The 18,601-nt window shown below is 69.2% G+C and carries 22 protein-coding genes; 3 read left to right on the top strand and 19 right to left on the bottom strand.

Going from position 1 to position 18,601, the window contains the following annotated elements; translation table 11 throughout:
* The first annotated feature begins 305 nt into the window (after positions 1-305).
* Entirely contained in the window at positions 306-809 is a 504-nt protein-coding gene (locus tag JL100_RS23105; protein ID WP_202681974.1) for a CHAP domain-containing protein, read from the top strand.
* A gap of 235 nt (positions 810-1,044) precedes the next feature.
* A complete protein-coding gene (locus tag JL100_RS23110; protein WP_407696894.1) occupies positions 1,045-1,347 on the top strand; it encodes a ribbon-helix-helix domain-containing protein in 303 nt (100 codons plus the stop codon).
* Between the two features lie 81 nt (positions 1,348-1,428).
* Here the strand turns inward: JL100_RS23110 and JL100_RS23115 are convergent, their stop codons facing one another.
* Genes JL100_RS23115 through JL100_RS23125 form a run of 3 tightly spaced genes read right to left on the bottom strand, consistent with a single transcriptional unit; the run spans position 1,429 to position 3,799 of the window.
* The gene (locus tag JL100_RS23115) at positions 1,429-2,322 is read right to left on the bottom strand and encodes a TIGR01459 family HAD-type hydrolase (RefSeq protein ID WP_202681972.1); all 894 of its coding nucleotides are present in this window, start codon (positions 2,320-2,322) and stop codon (positions 1,429-1,431) included.
* Positions 2,323-2,330: 8 nt separating this feature from the next.
* On the bottom strand, positions 2,331-3,422 hold the full coding sequence (locus tag JL100_RS23120) for a quinone-dependent dihydroorotate dehydrogenase (RefSeq protein WP_202681971.1): 1,092 nt from the start codon (positions 3,420-3,422) through the stop codon (positions 2,331-2,333).
* Positions 3,419-3,799, bottom strand: a complete 381-nt coding sequence (locus JL100_RS23125) for a DUF952 domain-containing protein (RefSeq protein WP_228420855.1) — start codon at positions 3,797-3,799, stop codon at positions 3,419-3,421. The genes JL100_RS23120 and JL100_RS23125 overlap by 4 nt, the downstream gene beginning before the upstream one ends.
* A 305-nt stretch (positions 3,800-4,104) precedes the next feature.
* On the opposite strand from JL100_RS23125, the gene JL100_RS23130 reads away from it, so the two are divergent.
* Positions 4,105-4,323, top strand: coding sequence for a hypothetical protein (locus JL100_RS23130; protein ID WP_201073652.1), 219 nt, complete (start codon positions 4,105-4,107; stop codon positions 4,321-4,323).
* Positions 4,324-4,393: 70 nt separating this feature from the next.
* On the opposite strand, the gene JL100_RS23135 is transcribed toward JL100_RS23130, so the two are convergent.
* From JL100_RS23135 to JL100_RS23215, 16 genes are all read right to left on the bottom strand, one after another.
* Entirely contained in the window at positions 4,394-4,948 is a 555-nt protein-coding gene (locus JL100_RS23135; RefSeq protein ID WP_202681970.1) for a 3TM-type holin, read from the bottom strand.
* Positions 4,945-5,472 (bottom strand): cell wall hydrolase, encoded by a 528-nt coding sequence (locus tag JL100_RS23140; protein ID WP_202681969.1) that lies wholly within the window; start codon positions 5,470-5,472, stop codon positions 4,945-4,947. The genes JL100_RS23135 and JL100_RS23140 overlap by 4 nt, the downstream gene beginning before the upstream one ends.
* On the bottom strand, positions 5,469-5,792 hold the full coding sequence (locus JL100_RS23145) for a hypothetical protein (protein WP_202681968.1): 324 nt from the start codon (positions 5,790-5,792) through the stop codon (positions 5,469-5,471). The genes JL100_RS23140 and JL100_RS23145 overlap by 4 nt, the downstream gene beginning before the upstream one ends.
* Positions 5,793-5,866: 74 nt before the next feature.
* Positions 5,867-7,372, bottom strand: coding sequence for a phage terminase large subunit (terL, locus tag JL100_RS23150; protein ID WP_202681967.1), 1,506 nt, complete (start codon positions 7,370-7,372; stop codon positions 5,867-5,869).
* A 6-nt stretch (positions 7,373-7,378) separates the two neighbouring features.
* Complete coding sequence (locus JL100_RS23155; RefSeq protein WP_228420856.1) at positions 7,379-7,699, bottom strand: hypothetical protein; 321 nt, start codon at positions 7,697-7,699, stop codon at positions 7,379-7,381.
* Between the two features lie 37 nt (positions 7,700-7,736).
* On the bottom strand, positions 7,737-9,767 hold the full coding sequence (locus JL100_RS23160; RefSeq protein WP_202681965.1) for a glycosyl hydrolase family 28-related protein: 2,031 nt from the start codon (positions 9,765-9,767) through the stop codon (positions 7,737-7,739).
* Between the two features lie 25 nt (positions 9,768-9,792).
* Entirely contained in the window at positions 9,793-10,401 is a 609-nt protein-coding gene (locus JL100_RS23170; RefSeq protein ID WP_202681964.1) for a hypothetical protein, read from the bottom strand.
* Positions 10,401-12,314: a hypothetical protein gene (locus JL100_RS23175; RefSeq protein WP_202681963.1), complete on the bottom strand. Its 1,914-nt coding sequence runs from the start codon at positions 12,312-12,314 to the stop codon at positions 10,401-10,403. Before JL100_RS23175 ends, JL100_RS23170 begins: the two co-directional genes overlap by 1 nt.
* A complete protein-coding gene (locus JL100_RS23180; RefSeq protein ID WP_202681962.1) occupies positions 12,311-12,883 on the bottom strand; it encodes a hypothetical protein in 573 nt (190 codons plus the stop codon). Before JL100_RS23180 ends, JL100_RS23175 begins: the two co-directional genes overlap by 4 nt.
* 31 nt (positions 12,884-12,914) lie before the next feature.
* Positions 12,915-13,184: a hypothetical protein gene (locus JL100_RS23185; protein ID WP_202681961.1), complete on the bottom strand. Its 270-nt coding sequence runs from the start codon at positions 13,182-13,184 to the stop codon at positions 12,915-12,917.
* 29 nt (positions 13,185-13,213) lie between these two features.
* The gene (locus JL100_RS23190) at positions 13,214-14,032 is read right to left on the bottom strand and encodes a phage capsid protein (protein WP_202681960.1); all 819 of its coding nucleotides are present in this window, start codon (positions 14,030-14,032) and stop codon (positions 13,214-13,216) included.
* 180 nt (positions 14,033-14,212) lie between these two features.
* Positions 14,213-14,773, bottom strand: a complete 561-nt coding sequence (locus JL100_RS23195) for a hypothetical protein (RefSeq protein ID WP_202681959.1) — start codon at positions 14,771-14,773, stop codon at positions 14,213-14,215.
* 770 nt (positions 14,774-15,543) lie between these two features.
* The gene (locus tag JL100_RS23200) at positions 15,544-15,900 is read right to left on the bottom strand and encodes a HigA family addiction module antitoxin (protein WP_202681958.1); all 357 of its coding nucleotides are present in this window, start codon (positions 15,898-15,900) and stop codon (positions 15,544-15,546) included.
* A 170-nt stretch (positions 15,901-16,070) separates the two neighbouring features.
* Positions 16,071-16,682, bottom strand: coding sequence for a capsid assembly protein (locus JL100_RS23205; RefSeq protein ID WP_202681957.1), 612 nt, complete (start codon positions 16,680-16,682; stop codon positions 16,071-16,073).
* Between the two features lie 45 nt (positions 16,683-16,727).
* The gene (locus JL100_RS23210) at positions 16,728-18,182 is read right to left on the bottom strand and encodes a portal protein (RefSeq protein ID WP_202681956.1); all 1,455 of its coding nucleotides are present in this window, start codon (positions 18,180-18,182) and stop codon (positions 16,728-16,730) included.
* 4 nt (positions 18,183-18,186) lie between these two features.
* Positions 18,187-18,588: a hypothetical protein gene (locus JL100_RS23215; protein WP_202681955.1), complete on the bottom strand. Its 402-nt coding sequence runs from the start codon at positions 18,586-18,588 to the stop codon at positions 18,187-18,189.
* Between the last annotated feature and the right edge of the window lie 13 nt (positions 18,589-18,601).

An 18,601-nucleotide genomic window follows, 5' to 3' on the forward strand; every position in this document is an offset into this window, starting at 1 on the left:
CACCCCGATCATCGAACGGCACCGGCAGACAATTTGCCGCAGGCAAGCTCAGGAATGACAGACAAACAGGGCGTTCCGAGTAGACCGGACGAGGAAAGGCATCCAGAACGGCAAAGGCGCTTCGTCTAATACTTACGCTTCACCTTTAATAGACCGACTTGTTTGTATTTATCATGGGCCGAAGTCCGTCAGCTACCCCTTTCGAGGCATTTTATTTTTACAACATGTGCTATCGATACAACATCTTTGCTTGCTGGCGGAACGGCCGCCGCTGTAGAAGGAGAAAACAGGCCAGGGAGCGGACGATGCCTTTTCTCCGGTTGACGACGTCGGGAGTTGCCGCGGTTCTATTCTCTCTGACGGCCCTGTCGCTGTCCGGACCGGCCTTGGCCGGTTACGTGAACTGCGTCCAGTTCGTCAGGCAAGCGGGCGCGATCGAACTCTCGGGCAATGCCTGGATGTGGTGGCCCCACGCCAAGGGGCGATACGAAACGGGACAGCATCCCCACCGTGACGCCGTGATGGTCTTCCGGCGGACCAAGGCGATGCCGTTCGGCCACGTGGCCCTGGTAAGACATGTGCTGGATTCGCGCACGATCGTGGTGGAGCACGCCAACTGGGCGCCGCGCGGCGGTGCCAAGGGCCGGATCTCGCGGGACCTGGTCCGGGACGTCTCCCCCGGCAACGACTGGACGGCGGTACGGGTCATGTACCGGCCGACGGGAAGCTACGGAAAGGTGTACCCCGCCGATGGCTTCATCCACCCCAATCCGCCCGACTCCTTCGCCGCTCCGATCATCGAGCCCTGACCGCCCGAATTACCCCCTCTGTGTCATTTTTGGGTAATTTGCTTCTCCATATAACTTTCTGCGTTGTCATACGATCGTCTGCATAGTACCAAAGCCATATCAGCTTTCGCCCAATGCATATTTGGCTAACAGAGTGGTGGTGGTGTCGATGCAAGCGACGAATATGGACACGGCATTGATTTGCCGTAACGTGACGGTCTCAGGACGCCGGACCAGCATTCGGATGGAGCAGGTGATGTGGACCTCGCTTACCGACATTTGCCGGCGCGAGGAGCGGTCCATCAACGAGATCATCTCGATGATCGACGAGAAGCGGGCCGACACCAATCTCACGGCCGCGATCCGGGTTTTCCTGATCTGCTATTTCCGGGATGCCTCGGCCTTCCAGAGCCTGCGCTTCGCCGGCATGGCGGAGGAGTCGGATTTCGACGTGAACGCTGACCCCTCCCCTGACGAAGGACTCCGGTGCGGCGCCCTGGTAAACTCGGCGCTCGACGTCGTCGGCCCGCGGCGCCCGGCGGCAAGCGACGGCAACTGATCGCCGGGATCGGCGCCCCAGGCCGGCTCCGCCCTGCGGGCTGAGGCCGGCCTGCAATTCAATTCGACGCCCCGCGTTTGGTTACCAGTGGAACCGAGGAATGGCGCCCCGAGGAGTATGACCGCTCGCGGCTGCCGCGGCGGCCAGCCTGGCCGGGTCGGGGTGCTCGCCCCAGGCGGTCGCCAGCTCCTCCAGGTGGATGCCGCTGGTCACCAGGAGGGCGTCGATCCCGGCGGCGTTGGCCCCCGCCACGTCGGTCCGGAAGCTGTCGCCGACCGCGACGATCCTCGTCCGGTCCTGGATGCCGAGCAGGTCGAAGCAGCGCCGGTAAACCGGGGCGTGCGGCTTGCCGTGATAGCGCACCGAGCCGCCCAGTTCCTCGTAGCGCTGGGCCAGCATGCCGGCGCAGATCGCCATCTTCGTGCCGACCACCACGACCAGGTCCGGATTGGCGCAGACCATCGGGAGCGAGTGGTCGGCGCAGGATTTCAGGATCGCCTCGTAGTCGGCGATCGTCTCGTCGAAGCTGTCGATGCCGGTATTGACGACGAAATCCGCCCGCGCCGGATCGTCGACCATCTCGATACGGAGCCCTTCGAACACGTCCCCGTCGCGCGGCGGCCCGATATGGAGGCAGCGGCGACCAAGGCCCGCGTGCCACTCGTCCGGCGGATCGGCCAAGGCGTCGTGCGTGGCCTCGCCGGAGGTCATCAGGTGGTCGTAATGGTCCGGCGTGATGCCCATGCCGGCCAGCTTCTCCGCGACGCCGGCGCAGCGGCGCGGCGCGTTGGACAGCAGGCAGACGCGCTTGCCCCGGGCCCTCAGCCGGTCCAGGCAGTCGATCACGCCCGGATAGGCTTCGACACCGTTGTGCAGGACTCCCCAGAGATCGAGGATGTAGCCGTCATAGCGGTTTGCCAGCGCGGCGATCCCGGGATGGAGCGGGACCGCCGCGGGAGTTTCTTCGGAATGCATGTCGCCCTTCAAGCTGCGGGAGAAACGGGTGAAGCCCGCCGGTGGTCGGCCCCGACGGCGTCCTTCAGGGAAGAGAACCCGTCGGCGCGCAAAAGGGCAGCAAGGTCGCGGTTGATCTCGCTCACGAGACGCGGCCCCCGGTAGACCAGGGCGGTATAGAGCTGGACCAGCGAGGCGCCGGCGCGGACCTTGGCATAGGCGTCGCGGCCGGACTCGATGCCGCCGCATCCGACCAGCGGAAGCCTGCCTCCGGTCAGGCGGTACATGTCCGCCAGCACGGCGGTGGACGCCGCCTTCAGGGGAGCCCCGCTCAGCCCGCCGGTCTCGGCCGCGACCGCCGGCGGCAGTCCGGGAGGGCGGGAGACCGTCGTGTTGGAGACGATCAACCCGTCGATGCCGCTGGCCAGCGCCACTTCCGCGATATCGCCCTTGTCCTCGTCGGTCAGGTCCGGCGCGATCTTCAGCAGCAGCGGCGGCGCCTTGCCGGCGGCGGCCGTCTCGGCGCGCGCGGCCAGCGAGCGGTCGAGCAGTTCGGCCAGCGGTCCGCGGCCCTGGAGCGTGCGCAGGCCGGGCGTGTTGGGCGACGAGACGTTGACCACCAGGTAATCCGCGAGCCGGGCCAGCCGGCGTATGCCGATCGCGTAGTCGGCCGCGGCGTCCGCCGTCTCCTTGTTCTTGCCGACATTGGCACCGACCAGCCCCGGCCGGCCCGACCGGGCCTCCAGTCGGGCGGCGACGATGTCCAGCCCGTCATTGTTGAAACCGTAGCGGTTGATCAACGCCCGCTGCTCCGGCAGGCGGAACACGCGCGGACGCGGATTGCCCGGCTGCGGGCGGGGCGTCACGCTGCCCACCTCGACGAAGCCGAAGCCCTGGGCCAGCATGGCGTCCGGGACCTCCGCGTTCTTGTCGAACCCGGCGGCGAGGCCGACCGGATTGGCGAAGTCCAGCCCCCACAGGCGGCAGGCCAGGGCCGGATCGGCGGCGGCGCGGTTGGCCGGCACCAAGCCGGTCTTCAGAGCAGAGACGGTGAGGCCGTGGGCCGTTTCCGGATCGAGACGGCGGAGCAGTGGCCCCGCGACGGGAAAGAGGTCGATCAATTTCCGTCAATACTCCGGGGATCGTCGGCGAGGGCCTGCGGGAAGCGGTGCCGACCATCTGGACCCAGCGGCAGGGGATCGACCGCGACGACCGCCTCGACCGGCAGGGCGCCGTAGAGATGGGGGAAGAGTTGCCCGCCGCGTGACGGCTCCCATTTCAGGGCGGGTCCCAGCCGGTCGGCGCGCACCGTCAGCAGGACCAAGCCGGCCTGCCCCTTCCTGTGCTTGGCGGCGCTCTCGACGATCTGGGCGGCGGTGGAGAAATGGATGAAGCCGTCGGCAGCATCCTGGGACGAGCCTGGATAGCTTCCGGAGCGCTCGGCCGCCGCCCATTCCTCGGCCCGGCACATATGATAGATGACGGTGTCGCTGGTCATGGCCGGGACACTAGCCCAAACGCGCCGCGGTGCAAAGGCCGGGCGTCTTCCGTGGAATAACCCTATTCGCTTTGCAGAATGCGAGACCCGATGCGCGGATCTTTCGGCAATTTGCAAAGCCGGACTGGTTGCTAATCTGTCGCTAACCATAGCGATAGGGTTGGATTCGGCCGACGCCATCGCGGCATATCCGTTAAACCCATGTTCCGCCATGCGTTTTGTTTCTTGTCCGAGGTAACGATCGGACCCTTGGGTGACTGGCATCAATCTTGCCTCTGCAGGTTCACCACCAGGAGGAGGAAACCATGGATACGCGACTGCATTACCAAATCGACGAGAAGCGGCCTTCGAGCAACGCGATGAACTACGCGCTGAACGTGGTCGAGACCATGGGCGATACCGGCCTGGTCAGCGTCCCCATCAAGCCGACCACCGCGATGCTGACCGCCGGCGCCCGTTCGGGCCACGTCAGCGTCGAGACCGCCTGGAAGATCTATCAGGCGATGATCAACGAGGAAGGCTGACGTCCCGCCCCGGCTTGACGGTCCGGCCCCTGACGGCGCGGCGGCATGATGCCGCCGCGGCCGCCACGCGTCAGGACGCCCCCTTTCCGGCCCGGCGCGCCAGGAAAGCGAACGGCCCGGACTCCGGCCCGTCGCCCGCCGCGACCCGCTTGTCGTCGGACCTCTTGTAGACATAGATGCCCAGCACGCTGAGACCGACCGTCCAGATCGTGCCCAGGGAGGTCATCGCCGTGATGACCAGGTTCGCCTGCCCGGGGTCGGTGACGATCACCCAGGCTATGGCGAGCATCTGGGCGAGCCAGGTCAGCGCCATGATATAGCCGAAGGTCGGCCGCATCCGCCGGACATAGGCATCCTCCGACGCGACCTCCGCCCGCAGGCTCCGGTTCACTTCGGTCAGCGCGACCCGCCGGTCGGCGGAGTCCAGCTCGGCCATCCGTTCCACGTGGCGGTTCGCCTCGGCGACCTTCGCTGCCGGGATGCTGCCGTCGCCCACCGCGGCATCCACCGCCCGGACGGCCTGCGCGGCCTGGGCCGCGACGGGGCCGTCGATCTTCTCCAGCCCCGCCCCGACCGCCTTCAGGAGCAGCGGGAGCCCAAGCTGGGCCAGCGCCAGCGGGATCATGAGGGCACCCCGCTTCCGGATTCCCCGCCCGCCGGTTCAGCGGCCGCGTAGAACAGGCGGTCGCCGATCTCCGCGGTCGGTGCCAGCCGAGCCGCCCAATCCGGCAGGACCCCGCCGTCATGGTACAGGGTGGCGCCCCCGGTCGGATCGTCCAGCAGGCCGGCCGCCGCCCGCCGGGCGATCCGCAGGCAGGTCGCGAACAGCAGGGCGTCGGACGAAGCCCTGCCGCTCCCCGCCGGAACGGAGGGCTGGACGACCGAAAGCCGGAACCGCTCCGGGTTGTCGGCGCTCCAGCAGGGAAACCGCCGACAGATGTCGGCGATGGCGACGCCGGGCTCCAGGGCCGCCCGGTTCATGACGACGGCTGCCAACGCCTCGATGCCGCGTAGCGTCTCGGTGCGCGCCTCTCCCCACAGGGTGCGGGCGAAGGTATCGACGGTGCCGTCGTCCGGCCGGTCCTGGACGGGCCGGGTGGCGGGCGAGGCAGCCGGCGACGGGATAGGCACCAGCCTCCGGCGGGTCATCGCCGCTCTCCCGACCGCTCGGCCTGGATCAGGGCCGCCCCGTCCAGCTTCGCGTCGATCCGCAGCAGGTGGTCGGTCAGCCGGCGCTCGACGTCCTTCAGGTAGCCGACGGACACGTAGGTCTTGGCGACCTCCAGCTTGTAGGCGGACAGGCTCCCCCGCATCTGGGACAGCGCCGTCTCGGACAGGCGGTGGACACGGTCGAGCGCCTCCTCCGACTCCTGGCGGACATGCCAGATCAGCCAGAACAGGGCGGCCAGCATCGGCAGCTCGACGACGGTGATCCACCAGGAGAGATTGATCCCGGAAGCTTCAGGCATTTGGCTTTCTCCTGATCAGGACGAAAAAAGGCCGCCCCGAATGGGCGGCCCGGTCATTCCCGCTGGCGGGAAGGTCACACTTTGAAATCGGTCACGGCCCGGCCCGGCGGGCCACCGCGCCAATCGGCGCTCCGGCCGGGCCTGCCGACCGCGCTGAAACGGACCGGCTCGTTCGACAGGCAGCCGGCGACGGCGTCCAGGCCGTCGTCATGGCCCTTGTGCCGGCCGCCGGGGCGCCACTCGCGCATTTCCCGCACGAAAGGCGTGTCCCAGACGCTGCGGTGGGCATGCAGCGCGCCGGCGGCCAGCACGGCGTCGAACGCCTCCAGGATGCGGCGGTCCTTCGGCACGCTGGAGCTCTTCTCCACGACCGAGGCCCCGACCCCGCACCGGGCCAGCTCCCGCCGCAGGATGCCGGGCAGGAACTTGCCCACGCCGTTGGTCTCCAGCATGACCGACGGCAAATGGAGGTCGCGCAGGAACTCCGCCACCTGCCGGCACTGCTGCGCCGCCTCGTGGTCGTCGCCGTCCGGAACCGCCGTCAGGTAGCGGATCCGGTGCAGCCAGTAGCCTCCGTCGGCGTCGGAGAAGACGGCGGCCAGGACGCTGCCGTCGCCCGCCCTGCCCTCCCGCGCGGCGCCCTCAGGCGCCCCGTAGGCCGGGTCCCACCAGCAGCTGGCCGAGACCATCCGCCGGTCGCCCAGCATCAGCACCGGAATGCCGCGGGCCTCGCGGTAGTCCAGCTCGGCCTCGTAGGGCAGCAGGCGGTCCGGGTCGAGCCGCCCGTCGGCGATGCTGACCGGCTTCAGCATCATCTGGCTCTCGAACTTGTTCGGCCCCGTCGCCCGGCGGATGCGTTCGATCGCCTCGTCCGGGAAGCGCGTCGGCCAGGCGCTTTTCCCGTCGGCGTCCCGGATCGGGATCAGCAGCCGCTGGAACCCGTCGAGGAAGGGAACGGCCTCGCCGATCTCGGCACGCGGCTCGTCGGCATAGATAGTGTAGTAGCTGTGCGGCGTGCCGACATAGAGCTGCATGCCGCCGGGCACCAGGATATAGTCGATCTCGCTCAGCCGCTCGCGCAGGTCCTCCCGTTTCGGCGCGGTGTCGCAGGTGCGCGGGACCTCCACGTCGTCGCAGATCACGACGTCGGCCCGGCTGCCGGTCAGGTTCGCCCCGATCCCGCGGGCCAGCATGCTGGGATCGCGCAGTTCCATCGGACGCCGGACGGTGAACTGGTCGCTGGCCCACTGGTCGGCCCGCTCGGGCTTGAGGCCCTGGGTCTGGGGGTGGCGTTCGACGATCCGCTTGACGGTGCGGACCATCTTCTTGGCCAGCGCCAGGTCGGCCGCCAGCACCATGATCCTCAGGGAAGGATCGGTCTTCAGCAGCCAAGCCGCGAACAGCCCGACCACGGTCGATTTCCCGCTGTTGCGGAACGCCATCAGCAGGAGCCGGCGGTCTCCCCCGTACCAGCCCGTGGTCAGCCATTCGGCGATGCGCATGTGGTGGTCGGGCGACGGCAGGTCCTGGAACGTGTTCCACACGATCAGGAAATCCCTGAAACTCTCGAACCTTTCCACCGCCGTTCAGTCCCCGTCCGGGGCATCCGTCCCGTCTAGTTCGGCGATCGTGCGCGCCGCCCGGGCATAGACCTCGGCGAACGGATCGCCCGGAGCGCCATCGCCTGGGGCGGCACCGTCCGGCTCCGCCTTCGGCAGCGTCGCCGTGACCAGCCGGTGGAGCTGGAACAGAGCCGTCAGGTGGCTGATCGCCGCCTTGCAGGCGCCCTGGAGGGCGGTGAACTCCTTCGGATCGCCGGGCGGCGGGACTTCGCAGATCTTCCCGTAGGCTTCGACGGCCCGCTTCACCGCCGGCGGCAGGACCACCGCCAGCAGGGTGGTCCGCATATCCTGTCCTTCATCGAGCATCGGGTTCCAGGTCCTTTCATGGGTTGCGCGCCAGGATGTGCCAGGCGGCGCCGTTGGACATCGCGGTCACCGCATGCCCCTTCTCGACGAGCGCGATGGCCTCGCCGTCGGGTCCGCCGCCGCCCGCCTGGGTGACGGTCACGGCATTGCCGCTGACGTCGGATTTCTTGATCGTGACGGTGCGCCCCACCGCCAGGGTGGCGGACGGGGCCGGCAGTCGGACCTCGGTCGGACCGCCATAGGCGCTGACCAGGTAGAAGCATCGCGCCAGGTCCGGCTCGAACAGGCTGCCGCCCTCGAAGAAGCCGGCGTTGCCCGGCACCGCGTGGGCCGCCGTGATCCACCACGCCGCCCCGTTGGAGACGACGGTGACGAAATCGTACCGGCTGCCGAGCGGGAACGGCCTGCCGTCCGGCCCCGATCCGGTGGCGTCGGTGACCGTCACGGCGTTGCCGCTCAGGTCCATCTTCTTGACCGTCAGCGACCGCCCCTCGGCATCCAGCGGGGCCGGAAGGCGGAACTCGACAGCGCCGTTGAAGGCGCTGACCAGATGGACCGAGCGCGTCATGTCCGGCAGCACCAGCCCGCCCGCGACCGGATCGACGAAGCGGGTTTCGTACCGCATCGCCTCCACCGTCAGGTCGGTGACCTGGCTCTTCTTGAACCGGTTCTTGGCGGGATAGCCCGCGTTGTAGGCCGTGAACTCGCCGCCGGACTGGTCCCAGATCGCCGGCCCGCCGCTCGCCGAGAACAGGTTGGTGATCGAGGTCTCCCGCGAGCCCGCCTCCAGGTAGACGTTCGGCACGCCGCCGACCGATTCGGTATAGAGGTTGACCAGCAGGTTCTTGTCGGTGTCCGGCCCGATCCGGAAGCAGGAATGGGCGGTGGTGGACAGGTTCGCCTCGCAATCGACGAAGGCGTTGTTGTAGCGCCCGTGCTGGACATAGAAGCCCGACCCGGCGCTGGGCACCGCCAGCGAATAGACGCGGACGCAGTGGAACTTGTTGGCGTTCGGCGTGTCGCCTTCCCCGGTGCGGACCAGGTGGACGCCGTGCAGCAGGTGGCGGACCACCAGCACCCGGGCGAAGTTGTTCCAGTAGCAGGGCCGGTCCGGGCTGTCGCCGCCGTCCAGCACGATCCCGGTCCCGGTGTCCCACACCGTCACGTCATGGACGGCGTTCTGGACGCACGGCCCGTCGCGCCCGGTCAGCTTGATGCCGACGCTGCCCTGCTCGATCCGCAGATGGTGCAGGCTGGCGTAGCTGTCGGGCAGCAGGACGACCGGAAAGCCCTCTCCGTCCGCGCGCAGGATCGACCCGGCGCCCGACCCGTGCAGCGTCTGCCCGTATCCCACCGGCAGCGTCCCGGTCACCCGGTAGAGGCCCGGCGGCACGAAGACGGACGTGGCGGCCGTCAGCGCGGCCTGGATCGCCAGGGTGTCGTCGGCGATGCCGTCGCCCACCGCGCCGTAGTCCCGCACCGACGCCACGTCGGCCAGCTTGTCCCGGATCGAGCGCCGGACCGCGCCCGCTCCCGGGGCCACGAAGCTGCTCAGCGCGTCGGCGTCCACCGCCGGAGTCACGGTCGGGTTGCCGCCGCCGTCGAACGCCAGCAGCCGGTTCGCCCGCGCCGCCCGTCCGGGCAGCAGCGAGGAGGCCGGCAGGTCGGTCGCGGCGTAGCGAAGCGTCAGCAGCGCGTCGTCGGCGAGCTGCTGGACGCAGGCGGTCAGGTAATCGAACTCGTCGTTGAGCGACCGGGCCGGCAGCGCGCCGCTCTCCAGGAAGTCGGTAACCCGCTCGTAGGGCAGCCGGCGCAGCAGCGTGACCTGGACACCCTCGGGCGGGGCCACGTCGAAGGTGACGGTGCCGCCCGCCGTGGCGCCGCTTCCGGTCACCGTGAAGCCGCCGGTCTGCAGCGCGGCGTCGAGATGGACCTCGAGGTCCTCCGACGCGAAGATCGGGAACGGATAGGCGAAGGCCCGCTGGGTCCCGTCCGCGATATAGTGCCGACGCGGGGGGACCGCGCCGATCTTGATGTGTCCGGTCATGATGTGTCCACTTCCCGTGCCGCCCCTAATAGGCGTTGCCGAACAGTTCGAGCCGCTGGCGCTCGGCAAGCTGAGACTGGTCCAGCAGGTTGCGCCGGCGGGTATCCTCGGACTCCTGGGACAGCGCCTGCCCGCGCAGCCGCTCGACCGCCTGGGCGTTCCGGCTGTCGGCGTCGGTCCGGTTGACCAGCCCCAGCAGCACCGCCTCCCCGGACCCATCTGAGGTGCCGCCGCCTCGCGTTCCCAGGCTGGTGCGGGTGCGCCCGACCGCCCGGCGAAGGGCATCGCGGCGGGCCGCCTCGTCGGCCTCGGCGCTGGCCTGGATCTGGGCACGGCGGGTCTCGATGTCGGCCCGCTGCGCCTCTGCCGCCGCCTCCTGGTCCTGGAGGAGCCGGCGGGTCTGGAGGGCGTGGGTCTCGCGCAGCACCTCCTCGGCGTGGCGTTTCTGGTCGGCCAGCTCCCGCTGGCGGTTCGCCTCCTTCTGCCTTTCGAACTCCAGCTCCTCGGCCCTCTGCCGGGCCTCGGCCTCCGCCGCCTTGCGGGCGTCCGACGCGCTGGAGAAGCCGTTGACCACCCGCTGCGCGCTGGAGATCACCGGCAGGGCCTGCAAGGCCACGTTGGCAATGCCACCCATCAGTCGTTCACCTTCAATTCCATGGTTACGGAGAGCAGCGTGAACGGCAGGGGAGCGTCCTGCTCGATCCGCCACAGCGGTGCGGTCTGGTCGCGCGCCCAGCCGAGCGAGCGCAGCCGGCGGTCGCCGCTGACCCGTTGCGGGGCCGCGTCGCCGAGCGCCGCGTCGCCCAGCCGGCGTAACGGGAAATCAGTCAGGCCGGCGCCGACGTCGGCCCGCAGCGCGGCGGTGTCCTCCAGCTGGAAGACCGCCTGGACCAGCCGGAGCGCCGGCCCCCGGCCGCCGCCGGTGGACAGCGGGCTGGGCGGCAGCGGTTCGACCACATGGGTGAAGGGCAGCCCCGCCTCCACCGTGCGGGCCGGCGGGTCCAGGGTTATGGCCCCGCCGGACACCGTCGCGTCCGGCCGAAGCACGCCGTCGGCCACCACCGCGACGGCCCGCCCCTCCAGGTGGTCGAGCCCCGACCACACGGCGGCCGGTTCGTCGCTCTCGCCGTACAGGCCGGCATCCAGGTGGAGCGCGTCGTCCAGCCGCTCGATGTTCCAGCGGGTCGAGAAGCCTTCCGGCCGCTGGACCAGCAGATGGACGTCGTCGCCGACCACCGCGACGGAATGGATCGTCCCGCCGGTGTCGATCCGGGTCCAGGCGGTGACCTGCTCGGCGCGGAACAGGGTCAAGGCTCCCAGCGTGCCGTCGGCCATGACGATCAGCATCAGCCGGCGTCCCTGGTCGTAGTCCTGGTCCACCGGGCGGACCACCAGATGCCGGGCCAGCAGCGCGAGGTCGGTCGCCTGATAGGCCTGCTCGCTGTCGGCGAACAGGAACTCCCGGATCTCCCGGCCGTTGCGCGACACGAACAGGGTCGCCCCGTCAACGTCGCGCGGCGCCACCGAGCGGTCGGTCGGCGAGCCGATGCGGGTCTGGCGGTTGAGCTGGATGGTCTGGGGCGTCAGCGGCTCCCCCGTCACCATCCACTCCGCCCCCGAGGTGAAGACCTGCAGGTGCCGGCCCGAGAACACCGCCCGGATCGCGTTGATCTGGTCGGACAGGATGCCGAACTCGATCGCCTCGTCGTCCAGCCCGGTGCCCAGGTCGAAGTTCCAGATGTCGGCGGAGCGGGACAGCCACAGCCGGTTCGGCAGCTCGCGCGAGCCGCCGATCACCAGCCGGTCCTGATGGAACGCGGCCGAGACCGGATAGCCCCGCAGGGGCGAGAAGGCCTGCTCGTCCCACACCGCCGTGGCCGCCGTCCCGGTCAGCGCCTCGGCCGCCAGCACCCGCACCTGCGTCCCAGACAGCACGTCCACGACGGTGACTTGGCGGCCCGCGACCCGCAGCCTGACGCCCGCGTGCCCCGGCTGGAACACGGCGGCCGAGGCGGTCAGGACGACCGTCCCGGTGGTCCCGTCGGCGGTCAGGGTCACGCCGGCCGGCGCGAAGCGGTACCAGGGCTGGCGGATAGCGCCCCCTTCCACCAGGAATTGCCACTCCTCCAGCGACCACGCGGTCTCTCCCGTACGCTTCAGCTTGCGCGGGGCGACGTCGGGATGGCAGACCAGCAGGGTGTCGCCGCTCTGGGTCCAGGTGATCTGGCCCAGCTGCGACGCCGTCCAAGGGGACTCGACGGTCGCCACGACGGCGTCGCCGCGCAGCACGTCGATGCGGTATTCCGAGAAGGCCAGCAGGTAGGTCTGCTCGGTGCTGAACTCGAACGCGACCAGCCGCCCCGGCCCCCGCGCCGCGGCCGAGAAGGCCATGCCCGGCCGCCGGGTGATCCCGCCGGTCGGGTGGATCAGCAGGTTGCGCAGGGTCAGCGCCCCGTTGTCGTAGGCCCGGAGGTCGCCGCGCCCCAGCAGCAGGCGGGAGATCTCGCCGCCGGTGAAGTTGGTCTTCAGGATCCGGACCCGGGTCATCGGCCGCGCGCCTCGACCAGGGTGAAGTCCTCGAAGCCCGGCTGGCTGTCCTGCTGCACGTCGATCAGCCGGGCGCGCCGGAACTCCGCCTCCGCCAGCCGGGCCAGCGCCTCCGCCCGGCTGGTGTTCTCGGTCAGCGGCAGGCAGAACTCCGCCGCCAGCCGGGCGATCAGCGCCTGGTCGAAGAAGGGCGGGAACGCTGCCTCTGCCGGGCGGCTGACATAGGTCAGGGTGACCTGGTCGCTATCCGACTGGAGCGTGGTGCCGACGATCCTGTAGCCGATGCCCCGCCCCCGGCCGGGCGTCCCGGCGGACAGCGCCCGCAGGAAATCGACCGGCAGGGCATGGGCGAAGCCGTGGTCGCCGAGGGGCGCCTCGGCCAGCCGGGCCAGCGTCGCCTGGACCGTCGCGAAGCTCCAGGCGTTGGCCGAGAGCAGCGCGTCGCGGGTCGGCCCGTAGAGCGCGTCCGCGACCTCCGCCTCGGCGGTGCCGTCGGTGAAGCCGGTGATGGAAGCTGCCCCGATCTTGATCAGGGCCCTGCTGCACAGACCGATCGGGGTCAGCGCCATGGGGTGGTTCTCCTCTGGCAGGGGGGCGGGATCAGTCGCCGTTGGAGGCGCCGACCTGGGTCAGGTTGGCGACGTCCACGGTGCCGCCGCTGTTGGAGGCGACCAGCAGGATGCCGGCCTGGGGCGTCCCGTCGGCGTCGAGGTTGGCCATGATCATGTCGCCGACCCGCAGCATGTCGGAGGCGGCGTTGAAATAGCCGGCGGTGTCGGCGTCCGCCGCGAGGTCGCCGGTCACGTAGTGCCAGAGCGTGAAGCCGTTGGCGTAGGCGAGGACGCTCAGGTCCTTGGTCTTGAAGGCCATCTTCGGAACTCCTGGGGATGGGGGATCGATCAGTTCTCGAGGCAGCGCAGGGTGACGACTCCGGTGGTGTCGATCAGGCAGGCGCCCTGGCTCATCATGTTGTTGACGAAGTGCGAGGCGCGGTCGCCGTGCCAGGTCACGTCGGTGGTGACGTCGGCGCCGGCCGCGTGCCCGACCGCCGTCTTGTGGTACCAGTGGCAGAGTCGAACGTTGCCGTTCAGAGTCAGGCCGGAATGGGGGATCCACAGGGTGCCCAGCCAGCGCTTGGCCTGGGTGCCGCGCCACGGCAGCTCGTCCGGCCCGACATAGTCGGACTTGGCGAACTCCTCGATCCCCAGCAGCTGGCTCCACTGCTTCCAGCCGACCACCGCGTAGCGCTGGCCGTCGTCGGGAACGTCGGCCTGGCCCAGCGTCTCGAACGCGGCCAGCACCTTGGCCTTGGTCAGGCCGTCGGTGGCGAGGCCGGCATAGCTGACCGAGGTGTCCAGCTGGGCGATGATCAGGTCGTCGGTCTTGCGCCCCAGCGCATAGGCGCCGGCGTTGGTGATGACCGAGCGCTCGTCGATGTTGGTCTTCAGCTCGTCCAGCTTGTCGACCCAGTCGCCGGCGTAATAGTCGGTCAGGATGCATTCGACCGGCGCGTGGTCGATGTTCATCACCGGGACCGCGCCGTGGCGCGCCTTGGGCGAGGCGACCCCCTTGCCGACCTTCTGGAAGATGGTCGAGGCGGCGCGGACGTCGCCCTTGCTGCGCACCGTGTTGCGCAGCTTGGAGCCCATCCGCTGGAAGCTCTCGTGGACCTCGCGCTCGAACTGCTTGACGAAGGCCCTGTCGATGGTGGTGGACATGGATGCGCGACCCTTTCTGGAAGGCCCGCCGTGACGCGGGCAAAGAAAAAGGCCGGACCGCGAGGTGCGGTCCGGCCCGGTGGACGGAGTTCTGGTGTTGACGGGGAGAGTATTAGGTTTTTATTCCTTGTCGGTCAAGCCCTTTTTCATCGCTCCGCGAATTTTCACCGAAGGCCCGGTTCAGGCGGCGAGCTGTTCATCGTCGAAGATGTCCCACTCGTCCGTCTTGGTCCGGCGGGCGGCATCCTTGAGCCGGACTCGCTCCAGGACGAGGCGCGGGGTCGGCTGCCCGTCACCCGGCTGACAGATCTCCATCCGCTTGAAATGGCCGGGCTCCACCTGGATGGCGGGGACCCGCTTGTACAGCAGGCTCCAGACGGTATCCCTCAGCGACCTCTCCGCGAAATCGCCGATGGGCGTTCCGTTTTCCCAGCGGGACAGCGTCGTATTGTCGTTGCCCAGCTCGGCCGCGAACTGCTTGCCGTTCATCCGGCATGCCTTGCGCAGGAAGCGGATCTCATCCCCGGTCAGACGCACGGGAAGAAGGATGCGGGCCACCGCGACGGCGGCCGAAAGGTTCTCGCTGTCGACCAGTTCGATACCCTCGAAGCCGCAACTGTCGCAGCTATGGCGGAGCACGCCGTTGCGAAGGGTGACCGGAATGCCGATCACGTCGGCGTCGTACGTCGGCAGCAACTCGACCTTGTCGGTCGAAGCGCCGCACGCAATGCAGGACTCCATTACGACTTCCTCCGAACTCACAGTTCAATGGCGGAGACGACGATGATGACGTGGTTCGCTTCCCTTACCGAAACGGGAATCCTCAGGAACCGACCGTCAAGATCGGTTCCCTCGGCGGCCCACACCGGCCCTTGCCTGTTCTGCCTGATGCCAGTCACTCCGCGGTTTCGGCATGGCTGCTGTAGATGAGCCGGGCGCGCCCACGGCTGTCCGGCACGGTGATTGTTTATTCTGCGAAAGGGTTGATCGCGGGCAGAAACACTCCGTTTTCGTCATGGCCGGACTTGATCCGGCCATCGTTCGCGGGAAGCATCGAAGCCTCCGTGCCTTGAGATCCGCGGGTCAAGCCCGCGGATGACGAACCGAAGGAGAAAACAGTCGCCAGGAAGGTTCTTAATGGTTGACAGGCAAATACCGTGCCGCACAGCCGTGGGGCGCGTTCCGCAATCATTCTTCCGATGACTCGGGCCTCCTCTCATACACTTGCTGAGGCGCCTCTTGACCGCCTTTGAAAACACACGCCGATGTTTGATCCTGAATCAATATGAAAAAATGAATAAGTGCGCCAACAGACAAGCTGCCGCGAGAGAGAGGATTTCGGAACAGACCTCAATCTTTGATTCTACCTCAAACCACTCGATCCGCCCGAGACAGCCGATCCGATGCGTTGCGCCCATGGCGCAACACAGTGCGCCGAGTGGAACGGCCGGCTGCGAGGACCGGAGCGGTTCAACCTGATCGGGCACACCTCTATTCCCCGAAGGTCCGGCTCAGGCGGCCCGGAACGGCATGACCTCCGCCGCGATCCTGGCGCCGGCTTCCCGGCGGGCCGTCTCCAGATCATACCGCGCCTGAAGATTGATCCACATCTGCGCCGACGTGCCGAAATACCGGCCGAGCCTGAGCGCGGTATCGCCGGTGATGCCGCGCCGGCCCGCGACGATGGCGTGGATCCGAGTCGCCGGCACTCCTACGTCCTTCGCCAGCCTGTAAGCCGAAATGCGGAGCGGCCCGAGAAACTCCTCGGAAAGGATCTCGCCGGGATGAACGGGAGGAAGCGTCTCGCCGGTTGCCACGTCGGCAAAGTCGATGCTCCCCGCGTCGATATCCTCACGTGTGATGGCCATGCGGTCCTCCCGTCACTCTCCGGTTCAAGGGTAATCGACGCTCCCGACCTCGGCAACCGGAGCTGTACCCGATCAGGTCGATCCGCCCGAGACGGCCGATCCGATGCGTTGCGCCATGGGCACAACACAGCCGCGAGGATCGGAGCGGTTCAACCTGATCGGGTTCCGCTCTATTCGCGGTCGGGATACATCCGGCGGAACCCCTCCGTCACCTTGGCGAGCAGCGCCGGGTCGCGGTCGCGCCAGTAGCGCGGGTCGCGCATCATCTTGTGCAGGTCGGCCTCGCTCCCCGCCGGCTGGGTCTCGGCCGCCGCGCGGAGCGCCGCCGGCTCCGACGCGGTCATCATGCGGTGAAGGGCGATCACCCCGTCATAGCTGGTGGTCAGGCCGTCCAGCGCCGACGCCGGCAGGTTCTTCTTCGCCCAGGCCAGGAGCTGGCGGGAGATCTCACGCCAGGCGTCCTCGCCGCCGAAATGGCTGACCAGCCGCATCACCTCGCGTTCCGCCTCGAACTCGAAGGCGATCTGCCGGATCATCGGCACCAGCCGCTCGGCCGCCAGGTCGTACAGCAGCTGCGCCTGCTCGGGCGTGAAGCCGGCGGCGTGGAGCCGCTGGTTCAGGTCCGGGTCGGCCTCGAACAGCCCGTGGTCGCACCGGATGCAATAGCCGTCCGGCGCGTCCGGCACACCCAGCATCCGCATCAGCGCGGCGCGGTCGGGAACGCCGGCGCCGGGGGAAACCGGGTCCGAAGCCGCGGGGTCGATCAGCAGGGATTCGCTCATAGGTCACACTCCTTAGGATGAAACGAAAGGAAGGAAGAAAGAAACTCACTCCGCCGCCGCGGGCGCCGCCCGGACCAGCTCGCCCGGGACGCCGAACGAGCGGCCGAGCCAGCGGGCCGCGGCGGCATGGTCGACCGCCGCCTCGGCGTCCTTGCCGAGGCCGCCGGCCACCTCCAGCCAGCGCAGCGTCGCCTGGACGTCGCGCTGGGCCTGCGCCTGGGCCAGGGGCGAGCGGTACTGGAGCTCGACCGTCCTGCCGTCCACGGCGACGTCGGGGATCTCGCCGCGCCGGCGCAGGATCGCGACGGCCCGCATCATCAGCGGCGTCAGCAGCTCGGACTGGAGCCGGCCATAGGTGGCGCCCAGCAGGCGCGACATCTCGGCCGACCGCTCCAGCACCTCGGTCGCGGTCATCCGGCCGTCCGACACCTGCCCCAGCCGGTCCACCAGCAGGGCGTGCCGGATGCGCCGCCGCAGGTCGTCGAGCACCAGCTGCGACACGTCGAACCGGCCGGGCGCCGCCAGCGGCGTCAGCCCCGCCGACCCGACCGCCTTGGGGATGATGGTGCCGGGCACCAGCCGGATCGTGCCGGGGTTTAGCACCCCGTCGTCGTCGGCTTGCCAGATGCCGGTGACCGCGATCGAGGCGTTCTTGAGCACCAGCTCGACCACCTTGTTGGCGGTCTTGATGTCGGGCAGCGCCTTCATCACCGGCGACCGGCCATAGGTCTCGCCCGGCGCCTTCAGCCAGCGGAAATTGATGAAGGGCGACCGGGCGAACCGCCCCTCCGCCAGGACGGCCGCCTCCGCCAGCCCGCTGTCCAGGATCACGCTGTAGCGGTAGGCCGGGCCGTCCTTCAGGACCGCCTCGACCACCGCGAAGCGGGCCTGGGGATCGCGGGCGGCTTCCCGCTCCAGCGCGTCCGGGACGGCGGCGTCGGGGAACCGCAGCCGGAGCTGCGCCAGCGTCAGCTCGCTGCGCCGGAAGGTGCCGTCCAGCCGTCCGTCGGCGCCCTCCTCCAGCACGACCTCGGCCAGCGGCACCGCCGTGAAGCGGAAGCCGGAGTAATCGCCCGGCGCCGCCTCCTCGAACAGCAGGCAGGCGGTCCCGGCGGTCACCAGGTCCAGATAGCATTGGTGCATCTCGACCGCGAAGTTCGACCGGTCGAAGTGCGACTGGAGCGTGATGGCCGCCTTCTCCAGCACCGGGGCGGCGGCATCCCGCTCGGCGTCGTCCAAGTCCGGCCCGGGCGCCAGGCCGAACCAGCGCGACCAAGGCGGCGTCAGCTGGGCCAGCAGGCTGGCGGCGAGCTGTTCGACCGCGTCGGCCGCGGTGCCGTCGAACAGCCGGTCGGACTTGCGCTCGCCCGGGATTCCCCCCGGCCCGAACCCGCCGCCGTGGGGCAAGGCATGGTCGTAGCATTCCTGCCAGTGGGCTTCCCAGACGCTCCGCCTGGACTTGGCTGCGCCGAAGCGCTGGAGCAGCGCCGGGGCGTCCATCGCCCTATTCCCCCAGCAGGCGCTTGCGCGCCGGCGCGGCGCCGGTTCCGGCCTGCTGGAGCACGCCGCGCCACGAAGTCAGCACCGTGCCGGTCAGGCTGCGGTCGCGCCGGGCCAGCGCCTTCTCAGCGGCGGCCAGCGCATCGGCCCGCTCCTGGGTGGCCGTGGACGTCGTCGGCGCGGGCGTGGTCGGCGCGGGCGTCACGGCCTCGACCACCGCCGGCTTGGCGGCCGGCTCCTCGATCGGCTTGGCCGGCACGGGGTCGGGCTTGGAAACCACGGGAGCCGGGACCGGGACAGGCGTCGGGGCCGGCACGGTCAGCACCGGGCTGACGGTTTCCGCCGGTGCCATGGTCGCCGGGGTCACGACCACCGGCGCCTTGGGAGGTGAGAACATCTTGGCCATGGGGACAGGCTCC

This window comes from Skermanella mucosa (assembly GCF_016765655.2).
Taxonomy (GTDB): domain Bacteria; phylum Pseudomonadota; class Alphaproteobacteria; order Azospirillales; family Azospirillaceae; genus Skermanella; species Skermanella mucosa.